This is a genomic window from Oscillatoria nigro-viridis PCC 7112 (genome assembly GCF_000317475.1).
GTDB lineage: Bacteria > Cyanobacteriota > Cyanobacteriia > Cyanobacteriales > Microcoleaceae > Microcoleus > Microcoleus nigroviridis.
In genome coordinates this window covers 7427465-7449731 of the sequence record NC_019729.1, presented here as the reverse complement: position 1 = coordinate 7449731, position 22267 = coordinate 7427465, and the positions used below count along the sequence as shown (strand labels likewise).

General features: G+C 45.6%; 19 protein-coding genes. 8 read left to right on the top strand and 11 right to left on the bottom strand.

Annotation, left to right across the window (positions count from 1 at the left end):
- Window positions 1-60: 60 nt before the first annotated feature.
- The 3 genes from kaiC to OSC7112_RS30885 form a co-directional block, all read right to left on the bottom strand.
- A complete protein-coding gene (gene kaiC, locus OSC7112_RS30895) occupies window positions 61-1623 on the bottom strand; it encodes a circadian clock protein KaiC (RefSeq protein WP_015179606.1) in 1563 nt (520 codons plus the stop codon).
- A gap of 323 nt (window positions 1624-1946) precedes the next feature.
- Window positions 1947-2261 carry a circadian clock protein KaiB gene (kaiB, locus tag OSC7112_RS30890; protein WP_006632119.1) on the bottom strand — a complete coding sequence of 105 codons (315 nt, stop codon included), beginning with the start codon at window positions 2259-2261 and terminating at the stop codon, window positions 1947-1949.
- A gap of 182 nt (window positions 2262-2443) precedes the next feature.
- The gene (locus tag OSC7112_RS30885; protein ID WP_015179605.1) at window positions 2444-3379 is read right to left on the bottom strand and encodes a circadian clock protein KaiA; all 936 of its coding nucleotides are present in this window, start codon (window positions 3377-3379) and stop codon (window positions 2444-2446) included.
- Between the two features lie 396 nt (window positions 3380-3775).
- On the opposite strand from OSC7112_RS30885, the gene OSC7112_RS30880 reads away from it, so the two are divergent.
- From OSC7112_RS30880 to OSC7112_RS36505, 7 genes are all read left to right on the top strand, one after another.
- Window positions 3776-7030, top strand: a complete 3255-nt coding sequence (locus OSC7112_RS30880; RefSeq protein ID WP_015179604.1) for an ATP-binding response regulator — start codon at window positions 3776-3778, stop codon at window positions 7028-7030.
- A gap of 358 nt (window positions 7031-7388) precedes the next feature.
- Window positions 7389-8270, top strand: coding sequence for a tetratricopeptide repeat protein (locus tag OSC7112_RS30875; protein WP_422615565.1), 882 nt, complete (start codon window positions 7389-7391; stop codon window positions 8268-8270).
- Between the two features lie 228 nt (window positions 8271-8498).
- Window positions 8499-9692, top strand: a complete 1194-nt coding sequence (locus OSC7112_RS30870; protein WP_015179602.1) for a glutathione S-transferase family protein — start codon at window positions 8499-8501, stop codon at window positions 9690-9692.
- Window positions 9693-9794: 102 nt separating this feature from the next.
- The gene (locus OSC7112_RS30865) at window positions 9795-10169 is read left to right on the top strand and encodes a DUF433 domain-containing protein (protein WP_015179601.1); all 375 of its coding nucleotides are present in this window, start codon (window positions 9795-9797) and stop codon (window positions 10167-10169) included.
- Complete coding sequence (locus tag OSC7112_RS30860; RefSeq protein WP_015179600.1) at window positions 10166-10561, top strand: hypothetical protein; 396 nt, start codon at window positions 10166-10168, stop codon at window positions 10559-10561. The genes OSC7112_RS30865 and OSC7112_RS30860 overlap by 4 nt, the downstream gene beginning before the upstream one ends.
- Window positions 10562-10628: 67 nt before the next feature.
- Window positions 10629-10859 (top strand): DUF8778 family protein, encoded by a 231-nt coding sequence (locus OSC7112_RS30855; protein WP_015179599.1) that lies wholly within the window; start codon window positions 10629-10631, stop codon window positions 10857-10859.
- Window positions 10860-11092: 233 nt separating this feature from the next.
- Window positions 11093-11269 carry a hypothetical protein gene (locus OSC7112_RS36505; RefSeq protein WP_223300723.1) on the top strand — a complete coding sequence of 59 codons (177 nt, stop codon included), beginning with the start codon at window positions 11093-11095 and terminating at the stop codon, window positions 11267-11269.
- 53 nt (window positions 11270-11322) lie between these two features.
- Here the strand turns inward: OSC7112_RS36505 and OSC7112_RS34855 are convergent, their stop codons facing one another.
- The 7 genes from OSC7112_RS34855 to OSC7112_RS30820 all read right to left on the bottom strand — a co-directional run bounded on the left by OSC7112_RS34855 (window position 11323) and on the right by OSC7112_RS30820 (window position 20036).
- Window positions 11323-12294, bottom strand: coding sequence for a hypothetical protein (locus OSC7112_RS34855; protein ID WP_015179598.1), 972 nt, complete (start codon window positions 12292-12294; stop codon window positions 11323-11325).
- 137 nt (window positions 12295-12431) lie between these two features.
- Entirely contained in the window at window positions 12432-12689 is a 258-nt protein-coding gene (locus tag OSC7112_RS38825; RefSeq protein WP_015179596.1) for a hypothetical protein, read from the bottom strand.
- The gene (locus tag OSC7112_RS30840) at window positions 12659-14074 is read right to left on the bottom strand and encodes a tetratricopeptide repeat protein (RefSeq protein ID WP_015179595.1); all 1416 of its coding nucleotides are present in this window, start codon (window positions 14072-14074) and stop codon (window positions 12659-12661) included. Before OSC7112_RS30840 ends, OSC7112_RS38825 begins: the two co-directional genes overlap by 31 nt.
- Window position 14075: 1 nt before the next feature.
- On the bottom strand, window positions 14076-15104 hold the full coding sequence (locus OSC7112_RS30835; protein ID WP_015179594.1) for a hypothetical protein: 1029 nt from the start codon (window positions 15102-15104) through the stop codon (window positions 14076-14078).
- A gap of 241 nt (window positions 15105-15345) precedes the next feature.
- Window positions 15346-17754 carry an EF-hand domain-containing protein gene (locus tag OSC7112_RS30830; RefSeq protein WP_015179593.1) on the bottom strand — a complete coding sequence of 803 codons (2409 nt, stop codon included), beginning with the start codon at window positions 17752-17754 and terminating at the stop codon, window positions 15346-15348.
- A 153-nt stretch (window positions 17755-17907) separates the two neighbouring features.
- Window positions 17908-18558: an RNA ligase family protein gene (locus tag OSC7112_RS30825; protein ID WP_015179592.1), complete on the bottom strand. Its 651-nt coding sequence runs from the start codon at window positions 18556-18558 to the stop codon at window positions 17908-17910.
- Between the two features lie 233 nt (window positions 18559-18791).
- The gene (locus tag OSC7112_RS30820; RefSeq protein WP_015179591.1) at window positions 18792-20036 is read right to left on the bottom strand and encodes an HhoA/HhoB/HtrA family serine endopeptidase; all 1245 of its coding nucleotides are present in this window, start codon (window positions 20034-20036) and stop codon (window positions 18792-18794) included.
- 277 nt (window positions 20037-20313) lie between these two features.
- Between OSC7112_RS30820 and OSC7112_RS30815 the strand changes: the two genes are divergently transcribed.
- Window positions 20314-20667: a metal-sensing transcriptional repressor gene (locus tag OSC7112_RS30815; RefSeq protein WP_015179590.1), complete on the top strand. Its 354-nt coding sequence runs from the start codon at window positions 20314-20316 to the stop codon at window positions 20665-20667.
- A 296-nt stretch (window positions 20668-20963) separates the two neighbouring features.
- Here the strand turns inward: OSC7112_RS30815 and OSC7112_RS30810 are convergent, their stop codons facing one another.
- Window positions 20964-21401 (bottom strand): helix-turn-helix domain-containing protein, encoded by a 438-nt coding sequence (locus OSC7112_RS30810; RefSeq protein ID WP_015179589.1) that lies wholly within the window; start codon window positions 21399-21401, stop codon window positions 20964-20966.
- Between the last annotated feature and the right edge of the window lie 866 nt (window positions 21402-22267).

The window sequence follows — 22267 nt, the reverse complement described above, 5'->3', positions numbered from 1 at the left end:
AAGTTGGGTTTCCTAGCTCAACCCAACCTACTTTTAACAACGACCAATCACTGCTAACTCTCAAATATCCTCATCGTCTTGACCTTGCACACCCTGGAGAATCCGCGATAGCTCACTCTTCTCATTAATCGTAATCCGACTAGGAGAACCGCTGATAATCCGTTCGTAACCACTGAACGAATCTTTAATTTGGGGCCCTCTTTCAGTAATCGTGTATTCTCGAATTCCTTTGTCGTGCCACGAACCGCGCATCTTAAACACATTAATTGCCCGCGACATTTCTCCTCGAATCTCTACATACTGCAGCATGATAATCGTGTCAGTAATCGTAGAAATATGAGAGTCCGTAATCGAATGAGAACCCATAAAATGGTCGCTTGTATTCGTGAAAAAGCCGGTTATTTCTTCCTGCTTCGCAAAACCTGTCACTCCAATCACAAATTGCCTGAAAGCATTATTGCTGACACCCCTAGCTAACGCCGACAGCGAGTCTATAGCAATTCGAGAAGGTTTGAACTCAGCAATTTCTGATTTAATACTCTGCAAGTGGTCTTCCAAACCCGCCGATTCTGGGTAAGTGCACAACAGCTTCAGCAGTCCTTTCTCTTCCATTTCCTCAAAATCAATACCCCAAGAATAAGCATTGCGGAACAACTGGGCCCGCGACTCTTCATAGGCAAAAAGCAGCGCCCGATTGCCGTTCATACAAGCATTCTGCAAGAACTTGCTCACCAATAGCGTTTTGCCTGTTCCCGTTGCACCCGTAGCCAAAATAATTGAGTCTTTGAAGAAACCGCCACCGCACATCTCGTCGAGAGTTTTATCGCCGGAAGAAACCCGCACGTTGGAAGACTTTTGAGTTAATCGCATCGCCCCCAATGGGAAAATATTAATTCCGTCATTAGTCATAGTAAAAGGATATTCGCCCTTCATGTGAGTTGTACCGCGCAACTTCAAAATTTCGATGGTGCGGCGGCGGCGTTCTCCTTCCAATACGTTGCGAACAATCACCACATTATCCGACACAAACTCTTCCACCCCAAACCGCGCCACGGGGCCGTATTCTTCCACCCGTTCCGTCGTCATAACTGTAGTTGCTCCGACTTGTTTGAGGCGCGCAACTAAGCGAAAAATTTCTCGGCGCACCACCGATGCAGCGTCGTACTGCTGAAATACGGCGGTAACAGAATCTATTGAAACCCGCTTGGCTTTGTACTTGCGAATGGCGTACTGGATTCGCTCAATTAAGGCTGATAAATCAAAATTTCCTACGATATCTTGACCTTCCGGATCGGGGGAAGCGTCCAAAATAAATAGCTTGCCTTCCTCGATTAACTGTGCCAGATCCCAACCGAAACTGCAAGCATTTTTAATAATATCTGTCGGAGATTCTTCAAAAGTTACGAAAACTCCAGGTTCGTCAAAATGGGTAATTCCGTTATAGAGAAATTGTACCGCAAATAAAGTTTTTCCGGTTCCTGACGTGCCGCTGACTAGGGTGGTTCTGCCGAGTGGCATTCCGCCGTGACTGATGTCATCGAAACCCTCAATCATCGTGCGAATTTTTTCAACTCCTGCCGTTACCAATCCTTGTCGTTTAACCGTTTGACTAATTTCATTCATGTCGATTTTTGTCAACTCTCAGTATTCTTTAGTTGTCACTCATTAACCGCCGATCATGAGTCTTTGTACCCAGCTTTTAGTTTTGGCTCTTGCTCAATAACTAATGACTGCTGACTGCTGACTAATGACCCCGCCCAAAAACTGATACCGTGCCACGTACTCTTGTCGTGGAAAGATAAAAATTTTAGACTTTTGTTTAACCTCCCAGATTCATCTGTTGAGTAAATCTAAAATCTAAAATCGTTTGACGCTCGCGCTCGCCGAACGTGTCACGCCAAACCGAAGTCTCAAATCTAAAATCGACTGACTCTCACCTGATTATCTTATGAATTCAGGTCTTCTTCGCGAAGTTCTTCATAGAGCAAATCTAATCCTATCAGAACTTTCTCACGATCGGACAAATCGCCAATAATTTTTCGCACCGGCGGCGGCAGGATTTTGGCCAGCGTCGGGGTTGCCAATATTTTGTCCTCTTCTGCTAGCTGAGGATTTTTGAGAACATCTATGACTTTCAGCGCGTAGACGCCTTGAAATTCTTGTTCTAGGATGTCCTTTAGGGTTTTTAAAGCTCGCACTGAGTTGGGAGTATTCCCCGCAACGTATAGCTTCAGAACGTAGGTTTTCTTCAGAGGACTCATGAACTTTTTTAAATGTTGAGTATTAGTTGTCAGATGTTAGTTGTAGTTGTTATTTGTCTTAAATCCGCTGTTCTTTGTTATTTTATAATAATTTCAGCCTCGCGCGGCCGTTTGTCTGCTCCTTTCTTTTTTGTTAGATTCTACCTTCTACCTTTTCTTTCTTAAATTATGCCGAATCCCTTCTACATTCTACCTTGAGAGGTCTCTTTCGGAATCGATCGCCGATACATCTCGCACATATGAGCGATCGCGTCAATCAGAGTCAAACGGTAATCAAGCAATATTTCCTCGTTGCGCCCTTCTAATTTTAGCTGTTTAGCAAACTCGTCCATCAATTCCATGTGAATTTCTACAATTTGAGTCACGGGAACGTCAGCAAAAAAAGCCAAATTCACAAATTCATCTATTTGATTGTTGACCGCAGCATCTTGAGAAAAATAATTCAAAACGATGTCGCGATAGCTTGACTTGAGTTGCTCCAAAAACTTTTGCTTCTCCGATCCCGACAGATTTCTCAAAAAAATCTGGGAATTTCTTTTATAATACACACCTAAGTATCCTAATCGCTCCCGTAATTTTTCCGCCAGTCGCCGCTGCTGTCGGCTGAGCAAACTTTGAGCAGTCAATTGGGCTGTCGCATCGACCGTTACGGATTGGTAATTGACAGGAACCGGAGTTGAAAGTTTCAGAAATTGTGCGATCGCCCGATCGATACCGGCAGCTATTTCGCTCGATCGAGCGATTGCCAGTTGCACCTCAGCAGCGTGATAAAAAAAAGCACAGCTTTCGTCTTGACTCTGGTTGGCGGTACTGGCTGCGGCCTCACAACCATCTGAATATGGTGCTTCGGGCCGGCCATCTACGTGCGCGTGAGGCGAAAATATTACAGCAGGCAAAAAGATCGATCGTTCTTGCAGCTTGCCCAGAAGCGATCGCAGATCCCCATCCACCTCCAAAACCAAACAATCAAGGTGATAATTGTGTTTAAGGAACCCCAAAAGCTCCACTGCCGACTTAATGTGCGTTAAAGCATAGCGTTCGCCTCTCAAAAGCTCGATCGCAGAGGCTGCGATTTCCTCGGAGCGGACAAAAATACCGATAGACAGTTGAGGAAGCAAAGCTGTAGGTGCACCACCTAAGTTGCCTGAAAGTGCTGGATCGCTCAGAGTTGATATCTCCTTTACAAAAAACTTAACATTTTAACAATCATCTCAACATTTATTTTAACCAATCTTAACCGCAAAATAAGTGACGATCTTCTAGCACAGCAATAATCAAATTTTACTCTGTGGTTTTTGTGTCAAGCACCCTGAGCGTGATTTCTGCAATTAAGCTTAAGCCTTAAAATAATTGCTAGTCGCCTCAAATCAGGCGTAGGCATCGAACTCCCCGGTCTCGGCGCAGATACCGAGCCTGATAGCGAACTGATATAAAACAAATAAGATAGAGAAATCCGCAGCTACATTGAGCATCAAAAATATTACTGCTCTCGCGAGCAGACTCCCAGGTTTGTTATGCCACTCACCACCCCCAGTCTCAAAAATTTTATCGAGCCAGTGCCGCTGTGCCTCCAAACGGGTGCGCTAGAATCGCTGCAGTCAATTTTCAAATCCTGCAACTGCGATCGAGTCGCAATAGTCAACGAACAGCTACAGCCCCTGGGATTAGTTTACCTCCGCAGCCTTTGGGCTTGGGGAGCCGATCGCACAAACGACGGGCAGCAACCTTTGTCAGAAAGCCAGATCGCGATCGAACCAGTCAGGGCATTACCCGGCGCGATGAGCGTCAGCGAATTCTGGCAGTACCTGCAAACAGAGGAACTGAACGCCCCAGCCCGGTCAAACCGCGAAACCGCCGGCATTTCATCCAACAACCCGATCGCCCTCACAGATGCCAGCGGTCAATTTTTAGGAATGCTCGACAGCCTGAGCCTGCTGCAATTCGCCGCACTTAACAGCAGCTCGCTCTGCAGCCTCACAGAGCCGGCAACAGCCGTCAAAGAAATCGAATTAAAACCGGTTTCCGAAGCCATCGCCACGGCCCTAGACGCTCAAGTGCGCTTTCTAGAAGCAGGATTGAAACCTTCGGAAAACCTGAACTCCCTAGTCCAACTGTTGGAAAAACTGCCCCTGCCCCTGAGATTGCAAACCCCTACCGCACAAATAGTCAGCCAAAACGCAGCGTGGCGGATTTTGCTGGGAGCCGGCCCAGAACCAGTTCCAGAACCAGCAGCAAATTTGGGCAAACACTCGCCCCGCAAACCCAGCCATTTAACAAGCAAATACAAGAGCGTGCAGTTAGAGGCGATCGCCAAAGAATGCAGGAGCCTAGTAGGAGCAAGTAGATCGGGCGATTCCCTGCGGGATAGCTTGGCCGCGCGCGATTCAACCGCAGCCACCAGTTGCCCGCTGCCCCTCTACGCCGCCGCCTCCCCCTCAACCTTAACCGCTCCAGCTTGGTGCCCCACAGCCGGCAAACCAGATACCTATATTTGCGACTGCCCCGTACAAAAAGGCCAAGAACGGATCTGGCAATTTGTCAAACAACCGCTCTCAGAGCAGCTAATTTTAGTAATGGGACAAGATGTCACCGAAGAACATTTAGTTGCCAAAGAACTAGCAGCGAAAAACGCAGATTTAATCCACCTCAACCGACTCAAAGACGAATTTTTATCCTGCATCAGCCACGAACTAAAAACCCCGCTCACCGCCGTCCTCGGTTTGTCCAGCCTCCTCAAAGATAAATTGATCGGAGAACTCAACGACCGCCAAACACGCTACGCCAAACTAATCCATAAAAGCGGGCGGCATTTGATGACAATAGTGAACGACATTTTAGACTTGACCCGGATGGAAACCGGGCAGCTAGAACTAATTCCCGAAGCAGTCGAAATAGCATCAACCTGCCAAAGAGCCTTTGAACAAGCAAAACAACTGCAACAGCAAGAAGAAAAAAACCCTCCCACCCAGAGCAAAACCGACGGTACAGCAAACGCAGAACCCTCGGCCCAAATAGAATTTACACTCGAAATAGAACCGGGACTGAGCCAATTAATTGCCGACGAACTGCGGCTGCGGCAAATGCTGGTTAACCTCCTTTCCAATGCCCTAAAATTCACCGAACTCGGCGGCAAAATCGGATTAAAAGTAAATGTTTGGGAAGGCTGGATCGCATTCACAGTCTGGGACACTGGCATCGGCATCCCCGCCGACAAACAGCACCTGATCTTTCAGAAATTCCAACAGCTAGAAAGCCCCCTCACCAGGCGCTTTCAAGGAACCGGACTGGGACTGGTACTTACTCAACGCCTAGCTCGGCTCCACGGCGGCGACGTTTCGTTTATTTCCTCCGAAAACCAAGGCTCTCAATTTACCCTGCTGCTGCCGCCAAATCCTCCGGGAAACAGCGAAGAAGTCCCGGCATCTGGAGCCGACGAGGAAGAATTATTAAAACCCCAATATCAGACTCTGACGGCCAATTCTCGCTCTCGTTTAGTATTAATAGTCGAAGCAGTTCCCAAATATATCGAAGACTTAACCAACGTCCTCTCAGGTTTGGGCTACCAAGTAATAGTCGCCCGTTCCGGCACCGAAGCGGTGGAAAAAGCCCGCAGGTTCAGTCCAGAAGCGATTTTCCTCAACCCGCTGCTGCCCCTGCTGTCGGGTTGGGACGTGCTGACGCTGCTCAAGAGCGACCCGGATACCCGATCGATTCCGGCGATCGTCACGGCCACCAGAGGCGAAAAAGAACGGGCCAGTGTCAACAGAGCCGAAGGCTTTTTGAGCTTGCCGGTGGAAGAACCCGCTTTGCGGCGGCTGCTGGCAGACTTGATCGACCACAGTAATTCTAGTAGCGCCAAAGTAAGGAGTTCTTTAACCGTGTTGTGGCTCAGCCCGCAAAACAGTTCGTCTCAAGGTTCCGCTTTACTGCTCAACCCCAACTACTGCCGGGTTTTAGAAGCAGACGACCTCGGCCAAGCAGAACTCGTGGCCAGAATTTGGCGGCCCGACGCGATCGTCTTAGACGGTACAAGTCAACTGCAAAACCCCTTAGCTTTTATCGAACAGTTAAGTCGGTCTCGAAATTTGGGTTCTCTCCCTTTGGTGACTTTAGACCATCCAACTACGCAACTGGCAAATCAAGTCAAAGGATTGTCGGTATTTCCCTGTTTAGCCACTAGCAGTCCCGACGACAGTGAAACTTCACCTACCGAGTTAATGCCAAGTGCTTTGTGGCAAGTGATTCAAGTTGCTGCGGGCATGAGTTGGAAGCCCAGCATTTTATTTGCCGACATTTCGACTTTACCCGATTTGCAGCGAACTTCTGGGGGGAACCCGACGGAAGAATTGGAACATGGCGATCGATCGACCGCGGCCGAGATTCCCCTCCCCAATTCCCAGTTTTCTACTCCCAACTTTCAAGCTTTGATTCACTACATCCACACCGCCGGATTTCGAGGGTCGATCGCTCAGAGCTGGACAGAAGTTTTGCAGCAGTTGCAATATCAAAGCGTTGACTTAGTTTTGCTGTGCTTGCGAGATGCCCCCTCAGAATCCCCTGCTATGTTGCAGGCGCTGTCGAACTTGCGCCAAATGGCAGTAAAACTGCCAATTTTAGTCTGGGATTATCGATCGGCTGTCAATTCGGAATCCGAGGCGATCGACTTTCTACTGCAAGAAGTATCTGCCAAAATTTTGCCTTCTTCCTTATCAGCAGCACAATTATTAGACAAAATTCAACAGACTTTATTAACTCACTCAAGTTCCTGAAAATGAACAATTTACCAGATTTATAGTGAGGAATTAACTCGTTTATAAGCCAGTAAAAATCAACTATTATTTCTGAGTAAAAACACAATTTGGTAACTACTTAACTGTCAACCGCTAAGCGTTATTTATTAACTAATTAAACTTTATAGTAACTCATAATTGTGCCTGTTTGTAGTGAAGTTCTCAGTCGTCTATAAAACAGTGAAGAAAAACGGCTATCCTGAGTGTAAACATAATTTCAGAAGTATTTAAATGAAAACCCCGAAGAGTTGTGAGTCAAGAAGCAATATCAAAACTCAAAAATATGAGTTATTATAGGCGATCGAGAAACCTTTATATTTTTTTCTGGGGCTGTACAGTGCCTAATCGCATTCCTTTAATATCTCTGCTACTCGCACTCGGTTTGGGGGCAATGCCCGATCCGGCTGCCTGTCAGGCACTCCTGCCTTACACCCTGCAAATCGACTCCGCCCAACTCGAACAAACTGCCTTGAGCCTTTCAGAAGAAGCCGTTCAGTTAGCCAGACTCCAGCAGTACCAACTCGCCGTCCCCAGAGCCGAACTCGCCACACAGTTAGCCCCCAAGAATGCTCAAACTTGGACTTTGTTAGGCAGCTTGTACCTTCAAGTCGAGCAGTTGGACAAAGGCATTGAAGCTTTGGGGCAAGCTCAATCTCTGTCACCAGAAAATCCATCAATTAAATTTGTCTTGGGAGAAGCTTACTTTCGGAAAGCGAACTACGAGAAAGCAATTGAATATTTGCAAGCAGGATTAAAACTCAAACCAGACACTCCAGGTGCATTATTTGATTTAGGCAATGCTTTTTATAAGCTGAAGCGGTTCGATCAGGCGATCGCCCAATACGAAAAAGCCTTTGCTTTAGAAAAAAACCTGTGGCCTGCTATTAACAATATCGGATTAGTTAAATACGAAATCGGGGATGTTGATAGCGCCATCAAACGCTGGGAACAGGCGATCGGGATCGACAACAAAGCAGCCGAATCAATGCTAGCTCTAGCAGTAGCATTCTACACCAAAGGTGACAAAGCAAAAGGCTTAGCGATGGGAGAAGCAGCTCTGAAACTCGACAAACGCTATGCTACCGTAGAATATCTCAAAGAAAACCTGTGGGGCGATCGTTTAATTGCAGATACCCAAAAGTTGCTAGCCACTCCTGAAATGAAAGCAGCGCTGGATAAAATTCAAGACACCCCACCCCCTCCCCAAATGTCGCCTTAATTGTAGTTAATTTTGTAGTGAGGACTTCAGTCCTCAAAGCCTTTTTTAACTGAGAACTAACCATCTGATTCAGGACTAAGACCAAAAAATAGTTGAATGCACTATAGGTAGGGGTAAGGTGCGCGCAAAGCGCACCTTACAGATTGAGTTGGTGCGTAAGTTCTATTATTGCCACGAAGCAGTCGCTGTCTTCAATTCTCCAATCTAAAATCTAAAATCTAAAATCGCATGACCCCCCTAAGCTGGACAGAATTAGAAGCCCTCACAGACTTTGAAGTCGATCGCGTCAACGGGCCAACCAACGCCCAAGCCCGCTTGCGCCTGTTTGGTAAAACCGAATCCGATGTCCGAGTCACCCTGTACCGCGACAACCACGCCTGGTGTCCCTACTGCCAAAAAATCTGGTTGTGGTTGGAAGAAAAACAAATCCCCTACCGCATTGAAAAAGTCACCATGTTCTGCTATGGGGAAAAAGAAAGTTGGTACAAGCGCAAAGTGCCATCGGGAATGCTACCGGCGATCGAACTAGACGGCCGCATCATCACCGAAAGCGATGACATCTTAATCGCCCTCGAACGAGTCTACGGCCCCTTGGGTTTGGGCATGGAAAACCCGGCAGTAATACCCCTGCGGCGGTTAGAGCGACTGCTGTTTAGGGCCTGGTGTACCTGGCTGTGCTACCCAGCAAGTTCAGCCAAAGCAGAACAGCACAACCGCAACCAATTTATCAGCGTCGTCGCCCAGGTAGAAAAGGCTCTCGCCAGCACTCCGGGGCCTTATTTCCTCGATGAATTTGGCACTGCGGATGTCATCTTTACGCCCTACGTCGAACGCATGAATGCCAGTCTTTACTATTACAAAGGCTACTCGATGCGGGAAGAAAACCCGCGCTTTGCTGACTGGTTTGCGGCGATGGAAACCCGCCCTACCTATCGAGGCACTCAGAGCGATTTTCACACCCACGTCCACGATTTACCGCCTCAGATGGGCGGGTGTTATGAAAACGGCGAACCTCAGATGCTACTCAATAAAGCCCGCGTGGATAATGGGCCTTGGGCTGGACTGCCGGATGTGATGTATCCAGAACCGGAAACCTCACGCGCTGAAGCACTTCACCGCGTCATTAAGCACCACCGCAACATCATTCGAGTCAATCCTGCTGATGACAAGTTATTCGATGAGGCTTTGCGTTGTGCTTTAACTTTGATGATGACTGGCGAAGTTTGTACGCCGCCGGCTGGTTCTGATGCGGCTTTGCGGTATTTGCGCGATCGGGTGAATGTGCCCCGCGATATGTCGATTTACGCGGCCAAGCGGCTGAGGGAAGCGTTGGAGGAAACGGCGGCTTTGGTGGGTGATGGCCAAGGTTCTCCGATTCTGTTGAAGCATCGGCGAGATCAAGATCCGGCTAATTTTGTGTAGAGTGAGTCTGATAGATTTGCTCAAAGGTTTCTACAAACACGACATTACCAATTTGTAAGGTACGATCGGATTATTTCCTAAGCGGTTTCAGAGGCTATGGGTATGGTTTCAGTATCCAACAACCAACCAATCATTATTCGTACAGAGCGCGGACTGACAATTTCAGGTACGCGCATCACTCTCTATGATGTCATGGACTACTTGACGGCTCAATATCCCCCGAAGTTTATCCGTTCCTTGTTTGATTTAACAGACGCTCAGATGGACGTTGCTTTATCCTATATTGAGGCAAATCGTGCAGAAGTCGAAGCAGAATATCAAGTTGTTTTAAGGCAAGCTAAGGAAATTCAGCATTACTGGGAAGAACGCAATCGCGAACATTCAGCCCGCGTTGCAGCGATGCCACCCAAACCCGGCCGAGAAGCTCTTTGGGCAAAACTCCGAGAACAGAAAGCCAAACACGAACTAGAAGCATGAATTTTCTGATCGATCACAATCTCGGAGGTCATGCAGAGATTTTATTAGGAAATATTGCGAGTCAAGGCTGGTTAAATCTACTTCCAATTCGTTTTGTCACTTTCAAGCAGATGAATTTGTCGATCGACAGTAACGATCGAGTTGTTTGGCGACTTGCTCAGGCCAATCAGATGATTTTGCTTACTGCAAACCGCAGCATGAAGGGTGAAGACTCCCTGGAACAGGTGATCCGAGAAGAAAATACTGTGGATTCCCTACCTGTCATTACGATTGGAGATGCCGATCGATTTTTAGGCGATCGAGTCTATCGAAATCGTTGTGTTGACCGTATTCTGGAAATCTTGCTGGATATCGAAACCTGGATGGGCGTTGGTCGTCTTTTTGTTCCGTAAGGTGAGTAAATAGAATTGTGCTACCATTTGTAGTATTGAAAGTGGCATAAATAGTTTTACAATAATTATGAAAGTATCTATCTCTTTGCCTGATGAGCTAGTGCGTTACATTGACGATCGTGTAGAAAATCGCAGTCGGCTAATTGAGATTTTATTGCAAGCATGGCGCAAACAACAAGAACAGGAGGAAATGGTAGAAGCCTGTTTATTGCTGGATGAACTCAGCGATGAATTAGCCGATGAGGAGGAAGCATGGCAGCAAGCAGCGATTACCGACTGGGAAGCCTCTGGCTCGTGAATTTCGATCCTTGAGTCGGTACAGAAATCCGCAAGAGTCGATCGGCGGTAATTATTTCAGGAACTGCTTTTAATCAACGCAGCTTGCGTCACAGTTCTACCCATCACTTTTGCTGTTCCAGTTGATGCGATTGTTAATCCGGTTCTGTTTGAAGAGGAGGATACTGGGCTGGTGAAGTTGGCGATCGCTCTTGAATATGAGGTTGTCTATATTTTTAATCCTCGTCAACAGAGATGGAATACTCACTTTGTTTGGAATGCTGTGGAAGCGATCGGGTTAACGGCGATCGAGCAACGGTGCAAGCCCTGGATTTCAATCGGTCAACTATGTTGGCAATTCGGGCACAAGAGGAATTACGGGGTCGTCATCCTCCCCCGGAAGATATCAATCCAGTAGACCCTGACTTGTAGGTAATTCTTTTGACTCTGGAGATATCACCCATGACTGCTTTTTAGATGAGCAACTAGAAAAGCATTAGGTTTTGGTCATTATGGTCAAGATCAATTTGAGTGAGTGTTGCCAAGAAAAAGTTTTTGATAGCATCTATTTTTTGTTGGGAAAAAAGATTGAAGTGTTCTGGAGATATGACAAAATTTTCGCAATATCTCAGTATAGTCTCAGAAAGAAGATAGAGTTGATCTTCACCAGTAGCAGTTATAATTTTATTAGCATGAGGTTTTAAAGCTTGTTGATGATCTCTCAAATAAGAAAGCAAAATAATTGTATCTTTTTTTTGTGGAAAAACATTGAGAACAATAAATTTTGGTTCAAGCCTTTTCTGCCCGCTGCTGCTTTCAATTGGATCAAATAGGGAGCTTACAGCCAAAGGACAATTTCTCTCAATCCGAATACACTCGTGTTCAATTTTCGTGAATGAATTACTATTGTAGATCTTATCGTACACCTGTTTGTATTTATAAAAATCAGAAGCAAGTTCTTTTTTTATATTTGCTCCCATCCTTATTGGGTCATTCAAATTGTTAGGATCGCACTTTCCTCGCTCAACACATCCCTGATAAAAAGTATTTAACTCAATGGCAACTTTGATTCTTGTATGTAATTCCCGGAGAACTGATCTGTAAGCGAGCAAGAATTTTTGCTGTTGATTACTAACGTCAAACTCATTAATGTCTATTGGACGGAATAGTTCGCTATCATGTTTTTGACATAATCCTGTAAAAGTTGTTGCTTGATTGCGTCCAACCTGCTTAAATTCTATCTCTGGCCCTGTATTAAGATTTTGTTTGGGTACAGCCATAACAACATGATCTTTGCTGGCTAGTTGGTCTAAAATCTGACCATTCTGAATAGAGTGTGCGTTGATGCAGTCTTCAGTACAATTAGACTTAGGCCATAAGCATTTATTATATTTTTTCTTGAGTTGAGTATATATCAAATTTTTTAACTCATTCATCACTTTTTTATCTTTGGTCATCAGGTTTATTCCTCGTTTTTATTCATATAATGCTGGTAAAGCGTCGGCAAGTTTTCAACTTCTCGATCGGAAAGACCATAGCTTTTCCAATAGTTCTTAGCTTCTCCCATGTCAATATCCTCTTCCCATAGTTCTTTCTATATCTTGTACAACTTGTTCAACAGCACAACAAAACTTAAATCTTTGCGCCAGTAATGACAGGCAAGAGAAGCACCTAAAACTGTCTCAACAAAATCATCAGAAGTAGGCATCAAGTTTCTTGTTAGCACTGTGACGATTGTGGAGCGAAACTCTTCAATCTGTGCCTGGGTATATTCAGCATACTCAGGATTACCAGAACGACCAACATCAACAACTTTAATCCTTACCCTGTTGTGACTATCACCTTTTGCCATAGTTCCATTGCCTTTTCATAGTCAGCCATTTGGCCTTGTGCTTTAAACAATTGTGCGGCTTTCTGTAAATCCTCAATAGCCCCTTTTTTATCTCCTAAATTATAACGGACGTTACCCCGGTTGCCGTAGGCAAAAGCATAGTCAGGCTGAAGTTCAATCGCTTTATTCAAATCGGCGATCGCCCCTTTTTTATCTCCTAAATCATAACGGACTAGACCCCGGTTGATGTAGGCATCAGCATAGTCAGGCTGAAGTTCAATCACTTTATTATAATCGGCGATCTCCCCTTTTTTATCTCCTAATTCGCTACGGACGTTACCCCGGTTGAAGTAGGCTTGAGCATCGTCAGGCTTAAGTTCAATCGCTTTATTATAATCGGCGATCGCCCCTTTTTTATCTCCTAAAATATAACGGACGTTACCCCGGTTGTAGTAGGCAAAAGCATCGTCAGGCTGAAGTTCAATCGCTTTATTAAAATCGGTGATCGCCCCTTTTTTATCTCCTAAAATATAACGGACGTTACCCCGCTTGTAGTAGGCTTGAGCATCGTCAGGCTGAAGTTCAATCGCTTTATTAAAATCGGCGATCGCCCCTTTTTTATCTCCTAATTCGCTACGGAATAGACCCCGGTTGTAGTAGGCTTGAGCTAAGTCAGGCTTAAGTTCAATCACTTTATTCAAATCGGCGATCGCCCCTTTTTTATCTCCTAATTCGCTACGGACGGTACCCCGGTTGCCGTAGGCTTGAGCATAGTCAGGCTGAAGTTCAATCGCTTTATTATAATCGGCGATCGCCCCTTTTTTATCTCCTAATTCGCTACGGACTAGACCCCGGTTGTAGTAGGCTAAAGCTAAGTCAGGCTTAAGTTCAATCGCTTTATTATAATCGGCGATCGCTCCTTTTTTATCTCCTAATTCGCTACGGACTAGACCCCGGTTGTAGTAGGCTTGAGCATAGTCAGGCTGAAGTTCAATCGCTTTATTATAATCGGCGATCGCCCCTTTTTTATCTCCTAATTTGCTACGGACTGCACCCCGGTTGACGTAGGCTAAAGCTAAGTCAGGCTGAAGTTCAATCGCTTTATTCAAATCGGCGATTGCCCCTTTTTTATCTCCTAATTCGCTACGGAATAGACCCCGGTTGCCGTAGGCCTCAGCTAAGTCAGGCTGAAGTTCAATCGCTTTATTGAAATCGGCGATCGCCCCTTTTTTATCTCCTAAATTATAACGGACGTTACCCCGGTTGTAGTAGGCTAAAGCATCGTCAGGCTGAAGTTCAATCGCTCTATTATAATCGGCGATCGCCCCTTTTTTATCTCCTAAATCATCTTGAGAAGTGGGCTTCCTATAATTAGGAGTTTGCTTGCGGCGTTTTGCTTTTCCCATGTCAATATCCTCTTCCCATAGTTCTTTCTATATCTTGTACAACTTGTTCAACAGCACCAACAAAACTTAAATCTTTGCGCCAGTAATGACACGCAAGAGAAGCACCTAAAACTGTCTCAACAAAATCATCAGAAGTAGGCATCAAGTTTCTTGTCAGCACTGTGACAATTGTGGATCGGAACTCTTTAATCTGTGCCTGGGTATATTCAGCATACTCAGGATTACCGGAACGACCAACATCAACAACTTTAATCCTTACCATGTTGTGACTATCACCTTTTACCTGCGTTTTGATATCTGAAGATAGCGATTCTGGCTTGACTACTTTTATTTTCCCTACTGGAGAATTTGCTATAACTTTTCCGTTAGAATTTACAATTCTAACTGTATTAAGAGGACGACCTAGCGTCCTGAGATAAGGTTCATTTTCCTCGCCAGCTATAGCTAAAGAATATATTTGGTCATAATGGTATGACAAATCAGGATCGGAATGGTATTGACGGCCATTCCACATTTTTGGGTATAAGTAAGTGCAAATTTTTATGCACGCAAAAGCCATCCTGTATTCTCGAAACAGGCATAATAGCTTGGCCAGACCGTACCAAAGCATAAACCATGTTTGATTATGACTAAATACTTGATCGTAGTATTTGAAGGCTTGATTGAGATCGCCCGATCTCTTTGACATAATCGACTTATCCACTAGGCCTAATAAATCGCTCTGAATTTCAGTGAGATCAGACAATGACTTCACTTTATTTAGAATGTAGGTAGCAGTTTGCTCTTCCCGATCAATGGCATTTTGAATAAACTGAAAAAGTTGACTTTCTGTAACGGATCTATATCTATGGTATCTAGGAAGACTTTCTTCAAAAGCTCCACCCTGATTTAGATAAAAATCTAAATTTTTGAAATATTCTGCACGTTCTCCATAACACTCATAGTTTTCTTCTATGCCTATTGGATCATTTTGAGAAGTGAGCTTCTCATAATTAGGATTAAGTTTCTTACGTCGTTTTGCCTCTCCCATAAATTTAACCCTGATCTAATTAAAGTTTGAACTTGTCTGACTACTTTAGCACACCACATATTTTATTTCCTGTCAACTCATCAAAAAACACCACTGCCCCAAATCCACAGAGGGCATCGCCCCGCACCCTCACGGAACTCCAAATCTACTGGGAAATCCTAGACAGGGAAAAATACCCCATCCTCATTTTCTACCAATCGGTAAAAAGTTAAGCTTAAAAACTTAACTTTTTACCTGATATTCAAGCAACCTCTACGAACACACCGCTGCGAGCAAACTCCTCTTCTTCAGGACTAAAGACTGGAGCTCGATCGACAAGATCGGGGTCAAAGTAGTAAGTCTCTTGTAGGAATTGTCCCGTGACGATCGCCTCCTCCAACTCCTTGATGTAATCTTGGGCAACTAAGCAAGCCTCCTTGATGCCTTCCTCATCGCGCTTATCCAACAGCTTTTGCAAAGTTGCTCTCACCCCTGTCAGTCGTGCCGCAGGCTTGAGCATACCGTAGAGGCGGTACATCCGATCGGTCGCAATGCTAATGTGTTTGAGGGCCTTGGCTCGTGCTAGCTCAGAGTCAATGCTGGGCCAATAACGGGTGGTATAAAATGCTTTCTCATCCTTGTGATACCACTCTTCCGATCGCGCAATTGATGAGGAGACAGTATTGTGCAGCTTCCAGAAGAATAAGCGCAGGGAATCGCCATCTACTACGGTGGACAGCTTTGCCTCCATTGATACCTCAAAGTTATTCAGACGCGGGTCGCGTCCAAGCACAAGGTACTCTACAGGGTACATTTCCACCTCTTTATTCTGCACGACGTAGGCGTTGAGGTGGTGGCGGCAGTAGGGGCAGGGATACATAGTGGCAAACAGCTTGAAGAAGTCCTTGAAAATTGCCACCAAAGTTTTTTGCTGTTGGGGGGTTTTGGTAGAGACGATTTCAGCCGTAGTGTGGAAGAAACGCCACACCGCAGGGCCAATATAGTAAGGGAAACTGACGCGCATTTGTGAATTCTTTATTTCACTGCGATCGATATACACGTCGATGAACGATACGTATTGCGAAAGTTCGCCAGACTCGCGCCCAAACTCCAAGCGTTCGCGGCGTTTCTGTACCCCATTCAGGTAGTTGTGCGTCAAGCGCCATGCCTGTTTGAGCATTAGCTTCTGTTTTGGAGCGCATTTGGGAAAGCTTTCTACAACATCCGCCCCATAGCGCCCAAATTCCCCTGACGTTTTAGTCGCTTCGTACCACTGGTTTAAAGCTGCTTCGTCAGGAACCGTGTTGAAGGGGATTTCTGCTGCTGTGCTGACGCTGAAGGCAGCCAACAGCTTCGGCATAAAGTCTTCATACCAATAGGCGACTGGCATCATCGCACCATCGATTTCCTCTGAGGCATCCGAGAGGATGACGCGGTTCCACTTCTTCAGGTACTCTTTTGGATCTCCCTCAGATTTGGCTGGTGGCGGTGCCATTTCCTCACTCAGTTCCATTTTTCTCAATCGGTTGAGTTCGTTGATGGCAAGCACACCCTCGGCGATGTCACGCAAGTTGAGACTTTTTTTCTTGATGGTGATGGCAAACTCGACTCCCGCCGCAAACTTTTCCTTGGCAGTTGCAGACTTACCTCGCGCTTCCAACATGGCTTTTTGTTCTGCCAACATTTCTGGAGTTTTTTCTATAGTCTTCCAGTTTTTGATGCGATCTTGTAGTCTGGCATATTCATCTTCGATCGATTTAACTACTGCATCAAGTACAGGGTTGCACGCCGACTCTACTACACCCAATCCTTTATAAAGCCCGATCGCACATCTGACAAATTGCACAAAATCAGCGATTCTGTAGGGCAAGTTTCTCACGCGCAGGTGAGTCTCGTGGTTTGCGGAAAAACTCTCGCGGAAGCTGCGGTAGGCTGCTCCCTGGATCAGACGAAACAAACCAATCTGCATCTGCAAGCGGGAGGTACCGCGCTTGCTCTCAGCTTGTGGGTGTTGCGCGAGTAGTTCTTTTAGGCGCGCTATTTCTGGATTGCTATCGGTGGGTGCTTCTTCTAGATTAGGTTCAATAGTGGCAGAATCTGCCTCATCGATCGCAGTTGCTGTAGTTGCGATCGCAGCCGCTGTACTATCTGAAATCTCGGTTGTCTGTGTACTGACAATCGGAACCGGCGAGTCTTGATATCCTGTTGCGATCTCTGACTCATCGGGTACCAGTTTGCAGAATTCCTCAAAGTCAATTGAGGCATCGCCGTCATGATCTACCTCTTTGATGATCTCATCGAGCTCTTGCTCTGTCAGCCCAAACTGGCTCATCACGCCGTGCAGCTCGTCTCTGGTGATTTGACCGCTACCGTTTTCATCAAATACACTAAATGCCATTTTGAGACGACTCTGGCGATCGCCCTGCTGGGACACCATCAGCATTTTGAATTCATCAAAATCGATACTGCCAGACAAGTCTACGTCCACTTCTTTGATCATGTCGCGCAGCTCGGTTTCGTTAGGACTCTGGCCGAGCGATCGCATCACTTGACCGAGTTCTTCTGATGAAATACCACCGCTCCCGTCCGCGTCAAATACTTGGAATGCTTCCCATAACTTTGCCACCTCTTCTTCAGTCATGGATTTTTTTTCAATCTGCACAGATGTCATAACTAAATCTTCCCTGATTTTTTTATTGGCTGTCTATTGATTATGACCAATATACTTGAATTCCTGATGACTTACGCAACGGTATTGTCAAATCCAACGGGGTTGCCGATATCTCCCACTTTGGCTTGTGACAGTCGATCTATCAGTTTGATATTACTCCCAGTAATTTTCCCAATCATCCTGAAAAGCTTGCTGCAATCTCTGCATATACGCATCAGTCTTAATCTTCACCATCCACAGATTATTAGCATTGCTGCCTCCCTTGCACACAACACCTTCATCCACACCGTATTTCCCCTTGCGAACATCGTCCATAAACTTGCCCGTCAGTTTGCCGCGATAAATCACTCGCGCAATATTTAATTTACCAAAATCCTGAATAAACCGATCGGGAACAACCATACCGCGATCGGTTTCCACATCAAAAAGCACCAATTGTTTGCGATCGTCCTTTTGGTGCATTCCCGCAAACGAGTTAGCACCAAAAAACTCTGCAAACACAGTAATTTCAGGGCATTGATACTGTTCGTTCTCTCGAAATATAGACTCTAACGGACTAGCAAAGTCTCTTTTAAATATTTCAGGTGCTGCTTCTAAACCTGGATGTGCACCATTAAATTCTGCAATTCCCATCTCATCCAAATCAAATCTACTGCGGCGCGTACCAAAAGCATACCAACCGAGTTCAACTTCCCAAACCCAATGCAAATTAGTGCCATCGTACTTCTCAAAAGCTATACATTGTTCGTCAGGGCAATTTTTACTATCTGGAATTTTGGGATAGGCAAGTTGAACTCGTGTCATATCGATCGCCAATAATAAAACTCGTTTGTAGTGAGGATTTCAGTCGCTATTAAGCTGTGCATTTAAATTTCATGGGAAAAGAATTTTTCACTCTTGTGAGGTGGGCAGGAGAACCTGCCCTCAACATACAGTTTAAATGCACAACAACTTGCCTAAAAATATTAAGATTTGACTAAAATCCTCACTACAAACTTGATGTGGTTTTTAACAGTTTCCCCCCTTCCCCTTCACTTCTAAAAATCTTCCAATTGAGCAGTTTGAACTGCTACTTCTTTGATCTGGGCACCGCGCCGCACTTTCAGTTTCAGAATTTGACCGATTTTGCTGTTGTCCACCAAACTTTGCAACTGTTCGGCCTGAGTCACTGCCTCACCGTCAATTTGAACGATGACATCTCCTTTGCGAATCCCTGCTTTCTCAGCAGGGGTATTTGGCACAACTCGCATCACTAACACTCCCTGAACTTCCGGCACAATCAAAGGAGCATTGGGGTCAGCATTATTCTCTCTGGCCATTTCAGGAGTCAAAGCAATCATCTGAATCCCTAAAAACGGATGGCTGACTTGTTCTCCCTTGGCTAACTGCGCGTAGATGGCCTTGGCTTTGTCGATCGGAATCGCAAACCCAATACCCATTGCATCAGCTCGAATCGCCGTGTTGATGCCAATCACTTCTCCTCTGCTGTTTAACAGGGGGCCGCCGGAATTGCCGGGATTGATGGCGGCGTCGGTTTGAATGAAATCGAGCCGCTTGTCGGGAATGCCGACGGCTGCTGAAGAGCGTTTGAGGGTGCTGATAATGCCCAAGGTGACGGTGTTGTCAAATCCGAGGGGGTTGCCCACGGCGATCGCCCAATCTCCTACTTTCACCGCGTCGGAATCTCCTAGGGTTGCCACGGGCAAGTTAACTTCCTTAGTATTAATTTTGACAACTGCCAAATCAGTTACTTCGTCAGTACCTTGCACTTTTCCTGGAAATGTCCTGCCGTCGTTTAAGGTGACAGTCACTCGATCGGCTTTGTCAACTACGTGAGCGTTGGTTAAAACAATCCCGCTTTTGTCAATGATGAAGCCGGAACCTTGACCGCGCAAGCGTTCTTGTCTGGGGGTCAGGCTGCGTAAATCTTCTCCCAAAAATCTGCGGAAGAAGGGGTCTTCCATTAAGGGGTCGAGGTTGCGACTGACAGTGCGCTCGGTATCAATGCGGACAACTGCCGGCCCGACTCGATCGACTGCCGCCGTCACAAAACTGCCCGTATCCCCCGGAAGTTCCGGACTCCGCAGCGCTAACAGTTGCGGATTCGGGGGAGTGGCTGGGGAACTCTGAAACTTTAAGTTGGGCGGATTGGTACCCTCAGCGGCGGCAGCGGGTGCAGCATTGATTGTTAAAGCACTCAGGGCGATCGTCATTGCTAAAATTAGGGCGAACCAACGAGCACCGATTCGAGGTGCGGGGCGAAAAAACTTAAATAGTCGCATAGCGTCAATCTTTGTTAGTCTGGGTTACTCTGGTAAAGGTGTGCGATCGTGCGGACTCAATAATCTGCCACTATGAAGATCCTAAATATATTTTGACAGTTACAATACATGAGTCACGAGCCCGCACCAACTCACCCTATTCTGAATTCTAACTTTAAAAAATTCCCTAGTAATACCAGTTTCAACAAAAGAATGCAACTCTAGGCCCGTGGGCCCAACCATTACGAAATCACTCATTGCCAATCTAAAATCTAAAATCTAAAATGGTATAACCCCAATGATTCTATCTGATACTTCTACTGACAAATCCTTGCCCTCAAATTCCCAGCACCCTCACGACGATCGATCTGCACACCCTCACCATCACGATGAAGAATCGATGCGGCGGCTGGTAAATCGCTTGTCTCGGATTGAGGGACACGTCCGCGGCATTAAAACAATGGTGCAAGAAAACCGTCCCTGTCCCGAAGTTCTGGTGCAAGTTGCTGCGGTTCGAGGCGCACTCGATCGCGTGGCGAGAATCATTCTTGACGAACACTTAACTGAGTGCATTGCCCGAGCAGCTAAAGAAGGTAATATCGATACGGAAATCGAAGAGTTGAAAGCGGCTTTGGATCGGTTTTTGCCTTAGCCGCTGCCAATTTTTACATCCCTATAACAAAACCTGCAAATTAGACAAAACTTGCAAGTTATGATTTCTGACCAATTTTTTAAGCATCTTTCAAAAACGCGGGAAAAGCATCTAATCTTCTCCCCTTAACCCTATTGCCACAACATATAATTTATATGCTCTGCTGTTTACGATAGCGCGTTTTGTTAAAAAAGAATTAGTCTGATTTGTCGTGACGATGCAAGTCTTCAAAATCTTCACAGATTGACTGCAAACAATTAGATGAGCGGTGATTCATCCGACGTAGTACGAACAGTCTAGACTTTCGTCAGCTTGGCTTTGAGGTGGTATCTGACTGTTGCGTAAACGGCTTTATAGGAAGCCTCAATGCTATATTCCTGCTGCAACCACTCTTGAATTTCTCCATAGCTTTTAAAGCCTTTCTGGGGGTCGCTAAGGCGCATTGCCAAACTAGCGCGGGCCAGAGGAGGAATGGCCGGCTTGCGGCCGCCGCTGTGCTTTGTTTCGAGGAGTCCTTCGAGTCCGTCAGATCGGTATTTTCTCAGCCACCGCTGCACTGTAATTCGATTGACCCCGATGGTCATTGCCAATTCTTTAACTGTCTTAACATGACAAATTTTGAACAGGTAAAGTGCTTGAATTTTTTGAAATCCGCTTGCTGTTTTTTGTTCATTTAACAGGTTTTTTAGTTCTTCACTTGTCTCTGTGATGCTAAGTTTGCATACTCCAGCCATATCAATTACCTCACAATTCGCGTTCTACAATACCTTTGTTTGACAATGGAGCAAAAGCTGCTCCTCTCCTAAATCCTGACCTTTTGTTTGCCCTGAAGCAATACAACAGCTTTCGTACTCATTAAACTTTTTCTTTCCTGGAGGCAGTCAGACGCTCAGAAACCGGATTATTTTAACTAGGAGCAAGGTTGCCACGATTTTTTTGTAAAAAACCCTGGTTCTGGGTCAGTTTTGTATTTGATGGAAAAACGTCATTGCTAATACTAATAGCCGTCAACCGATCGACTGTAACATTAGCGGTAATAGGTGACTCTTAATGAATACTATTTATTTTTTTATTGTTAAAATCTATCATGGTTTTCCTGGTATTTATTGGTATTTTTTGCGAACGTATGGGCGATTTTTAGTCATTAGGTACTAGCTAACAGGGGAATGTCTGCACACCAGCGATCGCATTTTTATACAGACATTCCCCTACTCCCAGAAGTGCATTTCTGGCTTTCGCTGTGTGAGAAATCTTGATACATCAACACTCTCATCAGCCGGAGTGGGTAGCGCCGAGTGACGTTGCAACCGACTTTCACAGCAAGCGGGCAAGTCTCTGTGAAACTACTGGCTTTATCGCCAATTGAGTAAAACACGACGAGGATGGCATTGTCAATTTCTCAGCATTACAGTATAAGTATCGGCTATTTTTGCCCGCCTGCTGTGATCGAAAGGGGGGCTTCTATGTGATCCTACTAACACAATTATGTGATTTGAATCACACAGTTGCTCAGTAAACTCAACTAGCACAAAAAGTTATGGGTTCGATCGGACTTTCCAGGTAGAATCTTTGGGATTTGGTTAGGAAGTGCGATCGAACT

What these genes read in the sequence shown, in the direction of transcription:
- OSC7112_RS30870 (WP_015179602.1), top strand. Translation starts at nt 8,499, where the DNA reads ATGACCCCCCTAAGCTGGACAGAATTAGAAGCCCTCACAGACTTTGAA.
- kaiB (WP_006632119.1), bottom strand. Translation starts at nt 2,261, where the DNA reads ATGAGTCCTCTGAAGAAAACCTACGTTCTGAAGCTATACGTTGCGGGG.
- OSC7112_RS30880 (WP_015179604.1), top strand. Translation starts at nt 3,776, where the DNA reads ATGCCACTCACCACCCCCAGTCTCAAAAATTTTATCGAGCCAGTGCCG.
- OSC7112_RS30840 (WP_015179595.1), bottom strand. Translation starts at nt 14,074, where the DNA reads ATGGGAAAAGCAAAACGCCGCAAGCAAACTCCTAATTATAGGAAGCCC.
- OSC7112_RS38825 (WP_015179596.1), bottom strand. Translation starts at nt 12,689, where the DNA reads ATGGCAAAAGGTGATAGTCACAACAGGGTAAGGATTAAAGTTGTTGAT.
- OSC7112_RS30865 (WP_015179601.1), top strand. Translation starts at nt 9,795, where the DNA reads ATGGTTTCAGTATCCAACAACCAACCAATCATTATTCGTACAGAGCGC.
- OSC7112_RS30855 (WP_015179599.1), top strand. Translation starts at nt 10,629, where the DNA reads ATGAAAGTATCTATCTCTTTGCCTGATGAGCTAGTGCGTTACATTGAC.
- OSC7112_RS30820 (WP_015179591.1), bottom strand. Translation starts at nt 20,036, where the DNA reads ATGCGACTATTTAAGTTTTTTCGCCCCGCACCTCGAATCGGTGCTCGT.
- OSC7112_RS30815 (WP_015179590.1), top strand. Translation starts at nt 20,314, where the DNA reads ATGATTCTATCTGATACTTCTACTGACAAATCCTTGCCCTCAAATTCC.
- OSC7112_RS36505 (WP_223300723.1), top strand. Translation starts at nt 11,093, where the DNA reads ATGGAATACTCACTTTGTTTGGAATGCTGTGGAAGCGATCGGGTTAAC.
- OSC7112_RS30810 (WP_015179589.1), bottom strand. Translation starts at nt 21,401, where the DNA reads ATGGCTGGAGTATGCAAACTTAGCATCACAGAGACAAGTGAAGAACTA.
- OSC7112_RS30830 (WP_015179593.1), bottom strand. Translation starts at nt 17,754, where the DNA reads ATGACATCTGTGCAGATTGAAAAAAAATCCATGACTGAAGAAGAGGTG.
- OSC7112_RS30825 (WP_015179592.1), bottom strand. Translation starts at nt 18,558, where the DNA reads ATGACACGAGTTCAACTTGCCTATCCCAAAATTCCAGATAGTAAAAAT.
- OSC7112_RS34855 (WP_015179598.1), bottom strand. Translation starts at nt 12,294, where the DNA reads ATGACCAAAGATAAAAAAGTGATGAATGAGTTAAAAAATTTGATATAT.
- kaiC (WP_015179606.1), bottom strand. Translation starts at nt 1,623, where the DNA reads ATGAATGAAATTAGTCAAACGGTTAAACGACAAGGATTGGTAACGGCA.
- OSC7112_RS30835 (WP_015179594.1), bottom strand. Translation starts at nt 15,104, where the DNA reads ATGGGAGAGGCAAAACGACGTAAGAAACTTAATCCTAATTATGAGAAG.
- OSC7112_RS30860 (WP_015179600.1), top strand. Translation starts at nt 10,166, where the DNA reads ATGAATTTTCTGATCGATCACAATCTCGGAGGTCATGCAGAGATTTTA.